Raw genomic sequence first — 7134 nt, 5'->3', positions numbered from 1 at the left:
GGTGGGTGTGGCTCGCGCAGCAGACTGCTGACCTCGCTTTGTCTTTGCGGGGCTGGCGCGGTGGGAAGAGGTCGTGATAGACGGGGAGCGCGAGGAATCGAACTTCGGCCGGAACGTGAGCGCACCAAACAGGACCCCTGCCTCATGCGCCACGAGTAAACCCGGACGGTCCGGCTCAAATGACGCACCCGTGCCTTGCTGCCTTCACCGCCCGCCGAACGGCCGGGTCTCAGAAAACGCACCGTCGAAGTGTGTCCACCGCGATGACGCGGTGCAATAAACCCCCTATTAGATATGTGTGGGCCGCGGCTGACGCGCTGCGCCAACGCCGCGTCTGCAGCGGTTCAGTTCAACGGGGCCTTTCCGCCATCCGGCCGCCAGCGGTCGTCATCCTCGCGCGCGTCGTGCGGCCGGATGACGAAAAAACCCTCTTACGTTCGCCGGGTTGGCCTTCGTGTTAGGACGTGAGGTATTCTTGCCAGCGAGAATCCTGTAGGAGAATCCCATGCACGCCTTCAACGTGGTCGTGGAACGCGACGGAGAGACCGGGTTGTACGTGGGCTATGTTCCCGGGTGGCCGGGCGCGCACACGCAAGGATCGACGCTCGACGAGCTGCAGACCAACTTGCAGGAAGTCATCGAGATGCTGCTTGAAGACGGAGAACCGCGGATTGAATCCGAGTTCGTCGGTGTTCAAACCGTTCGCGTTGCGTAGGCATGGGGACGATTCCCGTCCTCAAGCCACGGGAAGTCGCCGGGCTTCTTCTGGCGCTGGGTTTCCAGGAAGTCCGTCAGCGCGGCTCGCACAGGCAGTACCGTCATCCGGACGGCCGCGGGACAACGCTTCCTTTGCGAATATCCGGTTCGATGACTTGCGGCACCTGCTTCGGCACTTGGGCTTCGCAGAGCGGATCCGCGACGACCACTACATCTTTACGAAGGACGGTATAGCGGAGATTCTGAACCTGCAACCCAGGGGACGTCAGGCGAAGCCGTATCAGGTCAAACAAGTCCGCGGGGTCATGGTGAAGTATCATCTGGCCGGAGGCGATGATGCGAAGTAAGTGGAAGTACGAAGTCATCATTTACTGGAGTGACGAAGACAACGCGTACGTTGCCGAGGTTCCCGAGCTGCCGGGCTGTGCCGCCGACGGCGGGACCTACAAGCAGGCCGTGGCGAACGTGGAGGTGATCATCGGCGAGTGGATCGAGACGGCGCGTGAACTGGGGCGCCCCATCCCGGAGCCGAAGGGTCGGCTGCTGTATGCCTAACTCTTAGCGCTTCGAGCCGACTCACAACCAGCCGGCTCAACACCAAGTGCCCCACGCCGCCTGCGGCTCAAGCGCAACCGTTGGGTGTGACAAAGATTGCGTCGGATTTCGGAGTGTGCTTACTATGTAACCACTATGAAGACCCGCATCGTTCGCGTTGGCAACTCCCGTGGGGTGCGCATTCCGAAGCTGCTCCTACAGCAAACCGGTCTCCCGGACGAAGTGACGATTGAGGCGGAGGGAAACCACCTCGTCATTCGCCCTGCGTCGCGGCCGCGAGAGGGCTGGGACGACGCCTTCCGCAAGATGGCACTGGCGGGCGATGATCGACTGCTCGACGGCGATCTTGCCTCTACCTCGCGGTGGGACGAGAGCGAGTGGCAATGGTGAAGCGGTTTGAGGTCTATATGGTCAGCCTCGATCCAACCGTCGGGCGCGAGATTCGTAAGACCCACCCATCTGTCGTCGTCTCACCGGACGAGATGAACCGCAATATCGGCACCGTGATCATGGCACCCATGACGACGAAGGGCCGCGCCTATCCGTCGCGTATCCAGTGCCGATTTCGTGGCAAGGAAGGTCAGGTTGTCCTTGACCAGTTACGTGCGGTCGACAAGGTCCGTCTGATTCGCAAAGTGGGACAAATTGACAAGCGCACGGGCGATTCTGTGCTTGCGGTGCTGGGCGAGATCTTCGCGCCATGAAAGAATGCCGAACCCCGACGCGGCTCCGCCGCACCCAGGTTGTCCGCCGTCACACAACCCGCTTGCGGCGCGGTCTGGCGTGAGCAGCCTTTGTTTTCGCGGCGACCCGCTTGAGTTCCGCGAACTCGTCAGTGAAACACTCGACCAGATCGTGCAAGTCGGTGATCGCGTCCCAGTCGGCGTTGAAGCCCCAGTAGACGCCGCCGGCGTAGCTGAGGACGGCGACGTTGAGCGCCTGGTTGGCCATCATCGGAACGAACGGGTAACACTCGAGGAGCCGTGCCCCCAGTAAATAGAGAGGAAACGAGGGCCCCGGTACGTTGGTCACGATAAGGTTGCCGGCCCACCAGCGGGTGACGTTACGCACCAGTGCGGAGAGCAATTCCGCGCCGGCCCAGTTGGAAATCTCCTCGAAGAACTCGATGGCATGGACCTCCTTCGAGGCCTTGAGAGCATGGGCGGTTTGCGCCACGATACGCAACCGCTCCCGTGGATCACGAATCTCCACCGGCAGGCGCGCCAGCATCGGGACGACGCGATTGCCGAGCTCGCCGAGGGCCGAAGGGGGGCGCCTGTTGATCGGAACGGTGACGCGGAAGTCGAGGTTGTTCACCGGCGTCCCGTGCGCCTGCAGGTAGCGGCGGACCGCTCCGGCCACGGTTGCCAGAACGACGTCGTTCACCGTGCCGCCGAGCCGGTTCTTTACTTCCTTCACCTCGGTAAGATCGAAGCGGGTCCAGTCGAAGCGGCGGTGCGAGCCCACCTCATCGACGTTGAGCGGCGTTTTCGATGCCGGCTGCCTCTTGCCCACCACTGCTTCAACTGCGCCCTCGGCCGTGTCCCGTATGGCTTCGATGGTGTGCGCGGGATGCGCCAGTGCGCTTGCCAGGCTGCGTGCCAGCACGCGTGGCGCGCCGACTCGCCGTTGCAGCTCTCCCCAGGCGAGCGCGGTTGCACTTGGTGCCGGACGCGGGTGCCAGGCAGAGAACCGGCGCGCGGGCGCCTTCGGGTCCGGGGACAAGAACGCCGAGAGGACGTTGAGCGCCGCGTTCCCGTCGACCATGCAATGGTGCAGTTTGTCCACGAGAGCGAAGCGGCCGCCCTCCAGCCCCTCGACGATCCACAGCTCCCACAACGGCTTCGACAGATCGAGCTTCTGCGACATGATGCGGCCCACAAGGCGCTTGAGTTGCCGAATGGTGCCGGGCGGCGGCAGCGCGGTGTGATGCACGTGATAGTTGAGGTTAAAATGGGCATCGTCCACCCACACGGGGTGGTGCTCGATGGGAATGAAGGCGAGCCGTTGCCGATGGCGTGGGATTTCCTCTACGCGGCTGGCCGCAATGTGCGCGCGGATACGCTCGACATCGAGTCCACCACTGCTGGTTACCAGCGGGCCAGCCTCCAGGATTGACACCGCGCCGATGTGCATGTGGGTGTTGCTCGTCTCCATGAACACCATCGCCGCGTCGAGCGCGGAAAGACGTTCGTAATGTGTGCGCGTCATGTTCATCTCTCGCTGGCTGAAAACCGCTCCGCGTCGTGAAGCGCGCCCCTCAACTCCTTGCGGATTATATCAGTGTTCAGGCGCTCGCATAGGGAGTCTTCAGCAACGGCTTCCGGGCGGCTTTCATCTCGTCAGCGCTCGTGCTAGCCGGTTTGCCATTGCTGTGATCGCTGAACCGCGGCTCGCGGTGAACTCTGTACGGGGTCGGGGGGCCTATCGGGAGCGGCCGGGTGCGACGGGCGGGAAAGGGGGAATGCACAATGACGATCAGACGCGCTGTGCTGCTAGTTGCCCTCATCGTCGCGGTGCCCATCGGGCTCATGATTGTGCTGCGTGGAGGTCGTCACGAGGGGCCGGGCAACATCACCTCGCAACCTCGGTGGTGGCGGAGGTTCAGGATACACAGCCGGCGGAGTGGGAGCTGCAAGCGTTCTACGAGGCGCATCGCGCCTTCTTCAGCGGCCCGGGACGCGTGCGCGTCCGCCAGATCTTCTGCCGCGCGCCGACTGATGCCGATGCGCCGACGGTCGTGGACCGCGCGCGGCAAGCGAGCCGGCGCTTACGCTCGGGAGAGGAGTTCACCGTGGTGCGCGGCGCACTTGGCGACACGGAGCTTCCGACGTTGCCCGACACCTTGCTGCCGCCGGCCAAGCTCGTCGATTATCTCGGCCCGACGGCGGCACGAGCGGCGTTGGCTTTGGAGGTTGGCGGGGTCAGCGATCCGGTTCGGTCGGGCACCGGATTCCACGTGCTCCAAGTGGTAGACCGACAAGCCGACGTCACCCCACGGTTTGACGAGATCAAGCCGCAGGTTGTTGCCGAGTTCCGCCGCCGCGCCGGTGAACGTACTCTACGTGGCTACCTCGATGAGCTCCGTGCCCGTGCGCAGATCGAGGTGGCGCCCACTCTCCCATGACCCGGTTGCGTCTAGCGCGGTGGCATAGCCGTCTCGCGGTGTACACCTGTGCCGCTGGCAGGTTTGGCGCTCTTCGCCATCTGCTACTTTGGATTGCTGACGCGCCTGTCCTCGACCGGGGCGTTACGCTGGAGCATCGCGTTCATCTTTGGTTTCGTGCACGGATTCGCCTTCGCGGCAGTGCTGGTGGAAGCCGGCTTGCCGACCGAACGGCTGGCGGCGGTAGCGGCGGTCTGGCCGCTGCTGCATCTCCTCAGCCGGCGCGATGACCGGTGGCGGCTGGCGGTGCTGAACTACGGCTCGGTGGCGGTCTTGACGCTTGGCGTGTTCTGGTTCGTCAGCCGCGCCTTTGGTTGATCGAGGCGGGCAACGCGATGTCGGGTGGCAGCTGCGGGTCGGCCACCGGCGTCTGAAACGTCAGGCGCAGCGGAATCTCTCCCGCCCAGCAGCCACGTGTGAGATCGTCATCGTCGTCGAGCGGCGGCCCGGTCCGGATTTTTGCCGACGCTTCGGCGAGTGGCAGGCGGAGCACGGAGGTGGCGCGCAGTTCCTGCTCGCTCGGTGGGCGCACGTCGCGCCACCGTCCGGGGCGCATGTGCTCGACGATGGCTTCGAGCGCCGCGAGGCGCTCCCCCTGGTCCACGACCTCTGTGGCCGTGCCCAGCACGACGACCGAGCGGTAGTTCATCGAATGGTGGAAGGCCGAGCGCGCCAGCACCAGGCCATCGAGCAACGTGACCGTCACGCAGACCGGAACGCCGCCGGCGAGCCTGCGCAGCATGCGGCTGGCTGCCGAGCCGTGCAGGTACAATTGATCATCGACCCGCGCGTACGTCGTTGGAATCACGTACGGCTGGCCGTCGATGGCGAAGCCGACGTGACAGACAAGACCCTCGTCGAGAATGGCGTAGATGGTTCCGGGTTCGTACGAAGCACGCTTCGGTATCCTCCGGACCCGTGTCCGTTCTGTTGGCTGCTTGGATTCCATAGTCTGCTTGCTGCTTCGATACGACGTCCGCCGCCCGGCGGCAAGCGGATCGTTTCCACAGCGGATCGTTTCCACAATTGACGTCGGGCCATGACGTCTCCCTTATTAATTCATGACAAACAGCATGCATGCGTCTCTGCGACGTCACGAACCGTGTGCTACACATTTGTCGCCGATAAATAATCCATTAATCCAGAAAGTTCCGTAAGATTACGGATAGACAGTATCGACAGTAGCAAGGGTTTGTGGTTGAGGCTGCCGAAGGCGGAGGGGACGGAGTAATGGGCAAACCAGGTCAGGCTAGACGAGGGGGACGGCGCTGCGGGTGGTAGATATCGATCGGATTCGCCGTGCTGGGTGCCACCATGCTGTGCGTTCAACCGGTGGCGTATGGAACAGTGGCAACGACGGTCCAGGTTGCCAATGCCTCCGGCGCTCCTGGCGCCACCGGCATTTCAGTGCAGGCGCGGGCTGGTGCGTACGGCCTCGGCGACGGGTGACGCGGACACTGTGGCGGCAGGCGGGACGCTGTTCCGCGTCACGTTCCGTGTGCGCGCCCATGCGCGTCGCCGCGTGAGTCCGATACAAGTGGTGGATGGCGACGGTGTCGGCCAGCCCGACGTGGCCGGCCCGGCGCGACGCCGGAGTCGATTCCGTTCGTCGCGCGGAGTGGACGATTCCGGATCGTGTCACGGCGCTGAGTGGAAGGTCGTGTCCGGGCTCGTGAATCGTGTTCGGAACGAGGGTGGGAGTGGATAGCGGTGGGGTAGGGCAACACGGATACGATGAACGGATCGGCACTATGGCCTACGTGAAGCTAGGGACGCGGCCGGATTGGTTCAGAGGCGGAGAACGTTGAACATCGCCCTCGGCAACAGGCCAGTCTCCCAGGGCGAAGGCGCTGATGCCACCCACGATGGGTGGATTACGGTGAATGAGATTCTGACGGCGGTGAACAACGCACTGAACGGGTGCCCGTGAGGTGGCCGTCAGCCAAGAGCGTTCAGCCAGAGAGTGACACCCGCACCGCTTGGCAGCCCGTTGAAAAGAGCGTATGCACCCTTCGACAAGCATCTCCTGAGCAACGTCGAAGGGCTCAGGGTGAGCGGAAAAACGCAATGAAGTCGGGGCGGGGATCCGCTCTGCTGAGCTTGTCGAAGCATGAGCCCGTCGAAGCATTGGGTGGGGTTTTTCAGCAAGCCGTTAGACGAGAAGGGCACCGAGGCAGCCGGATGAAAACCAACGAAAGCGAAGCCGTACGGGAGTTTGTGACGCGCGTGCGTCAGTTGCTCGGCAGCCGATTGGTCGGCGTGAAACTGTTCGGTTCCAAGGCCCGCGGCGATGACACGCCAGAGTCGGATATCGATATTTTGGTGGAAGTGGAGACGGCGAGCGTAGCGTTGGAAGACGCGGTCCTCGACATCGCCTTCGATGTGAACCTGGACCAAGCCGTGTACATCTCGCCGCGGGTGATCGCGCGAGCGGTCTTCAACGACCCGGTGTGGAGCACGACCCCGTTCATTCGGGCACTTGAACACGAAGGCATTCCGCTGTGAGCGCGCCCGCCCTGTGCTTGGCCAAGCATCGGTTGGATCGTGCTCGCGAGGCGCTCCGCGATGCGGAGTTCTTACTGCAGCAGGGATCCCTCATCAGTGCAACGAACCGCTTTTACTACGCGGCGTTCTATGCGGCTCGTGCGTGTCTGGCGACGAAAGAGATCGACTCTGGACGCCACAGCGGTGCGATC

Annotated in this window: 11 protein-coding genes and 1 pseudogene; 10 read left to right on the top strand and 2 right to left on the bottom strand. The window is 63.4% G+C overall.

What is annotated here, in order from left to right; translation table 11 throughout:
- Positions 1–505 precede the first annotated feature (505 nt).
- The 6 genes and pseudogenes from VF515_17560 (at position 506) to VF515_17535 (ending at position 1976) form a co-directional block, all read left to right on the top strand.
- Positions 506–715, top strand: a complete 210-nt coding sequence (locus VF515_17560; GenBank protein ID HEX7409439.1) for a type II toxin-antitoxin system HicB family antitoxin — start codon at positions 506–508, stop codon at positions 713–715.
- Between the two features lie 2 nt (positions 716–717).
- Positions 718–849, top strand: a pseudogene (locus VF515_17555) (type II toxin-antitoxin system HicA family toxin).
- A 23-nt stretch (positions 850–872) separates the two neighbouring features.
- Positions 873–1064: a type II toxin-antitoxin system HicA family toxin gene (locus tag VF515_17550; GenBank protein HEX7409438.1), complete on the top strand. Its 192-nt coding sequence runs from the start codon at positions 873–875 to the stop codon at positions 1062–1064.
- Positions 1054–1272 carry a type II toxin-antitoxin system HicB family antitoxin gene (locus tag VF515_17545; protein ID HEX7409437.1) on the top strand — a complete coding sequence of 73 codons (219 nt, stop codon included), beginning with the start codon at positions 1054–1056 and terminating at the stop codon, positions 1270–1272. Before VF515_17550 ends, VF515_17545 begins: the two co-directional genes overlap by 11 nt.
- A 135-nt stretch (positions 1273–1407) precedes the next feature.
- The gene (locus VF515_17540) at positions 1408–1662 is read left to right on the top strand and encodes an AbrB/MazE/SpoVT family DNA-binding domain-containing protein (GenBank protein ID HEX7409436.1); all 255 of its coding nucleotides are present in this window, start codon (positions 1408–1410) and stop codon (positions 1660–1662) included.
- A complete protein-coding gene (locus VF515_17535; GenBank protein HEX7409435.1) occupies positions 1656–1976 on the top strand; it encodes a type II toxin-antitoxin system PemK/MazF family toxin in 321 nt (106 codons plus the stop codon). The genes VF515_17540 and VF515_17535 overlap by 7 nt, the downstream gene beginning before the upstream one ends.
- 49 nt (positions 1977–2025) lie before the next feature.
- On the opposite strand, the gene VF515_17530 is transcribed toward VF515_17535, so the two are convergent.
- Complete coding sequence (locus VF515_17530; protein HEX7409434.1) at positions 2026–3483, bottom strand: wax ester/triacylglycerol synthase family O-acyltransferase; 1458 nt, start codon at positions 3481–3483, stop codon at positions 2026–2028.
- 379 nt (positions 3484–3862) lie between these two features.
- On the opposite strand from VF515_17530, the gene VF515_17525 reads away from it, so the two are divergent.
- Together VF515_17525 and VF515_17520 are read left to right on the top strand one after the other, a co-directional pair.
- Positions 3863–4399, top strand: coding sequence for a peptidylprolyl isomerase (locus tag VF515_17525; protein HEX7409433.1), 537 nt, complete (start codon positions 3863–3865; stop codon positions 4397–4399).
- A 48-nt stretch (positions 4400–4447) separates the two neighbouring features.
- Positions 4448–4756: a HupE/UreJ family protein gene (locus VF515_17520; protein HEX7409432.1), complete on the top strand. Its 309-nt coding sequence runs from the start codon at positions 4448–4450 to the stop codon at positions 4754–4756.
- On the opposite strand, the gene VF515_17515 is transcribed toward VF515_17520, so the two are convergent.
- On the bottom strand, positions 4737–5387 hold the full coding sequence (locus VF515_17515; protein ID HEX7409431.1) for a pyridoxamine 5'-phosphate oxidase family protein: 651 nt from the start codon (positions 5385–5387) through the stop codon (positions 4737–4739). The genes VF515_17520 and VF515_17515 overlap by 20 nt on opposite strands.
- A gap of 1232 nt (positions 5388–6619) precedes the next feature.
- On the opposite strand from VF515_17515, the gene VF515_17510 reads away from it, so the two are divergent.
- The gene (locus VF515_17510; GenBank protein ID HEX7409430.1) at positions 6620–6943 is read left to right on the top strand and encodes a nucleotidyltransferase domain-containing protein; all 324 of its coding nucleotides are present in this window, start codon (positions 6620–6622) and stop codon (positions 6941–6943) included.
- Between the two features lie 11 nt (positions 6944–6954).
- Positions 6955–7134: HEPN domain-containing protein (locus tag VF515_17505; protein HEX7409429.1), on the top strand; the 180-nt coding region annotated here is incomplete at its 3' end.

The organism is Candidatus Binatia bacterium (assembly GCA_036382395.1).
GTDB lineage: Bacteria > Desulfobacterota > Binatia > HRBIN30 > HRBIN30 > JAGDMS01.
This window is presented reverse-complemented; position numbering and strand designations above follow the sequence as displayed.

Excerpts from the sequence above, each read along its gene's own strand:
- VF515_17560 (HEX7409439.1), top strand. The coding sequence starts at position 506 with ATGCACGCCTTCAACGTGGTCGTGGAACGCGACGGAGAGACCGGGTTG.
- VF515_17545 (HEX7409437.1), top strand. The coding sequence starts at position 1,054 with ATGCGAAGTAAGTGGAAGTACGAAGTCATCATTTACTGGAGTGACGAA.
- VF515_17540 (HEX7409436.1), top strand. The coding sequence starts at position 1,408 with ATGAAGACCCGCATCGTTCGCGTTGGCAACTCCCGTGGGGTGCGCATT.
- VF515_17535 (HEX7409435.1), top strand. The coding sequence starts at position 1,656 with ATGGTGAAGCGGTTTGAGGTCTATATGGTCAGCCTCGATCCAACCGTC.
- VF515_17530 (HEX7409434.1), bottom strand. The coding sequence starts at position 3,483 with ATGACGCGCACACATTACGAACGTCTTTCCGCGCTCGACGCGGCGATG.
- VF515_17515 (HEX7409431.1), bottom strand. The coding sequence starts at position 5,387 with ATGGAATCCAAGCAGCCAACAGAACGGACACGGGTCCGGAGGATACCG.
- VF515_17510 (HEX7409430.1), top strand. The coding sequence starts at position 6,620 with ATGAAAACCAACGAAAGCGAAGCCGTACGGGAGTTTGTGACGCGCGTG.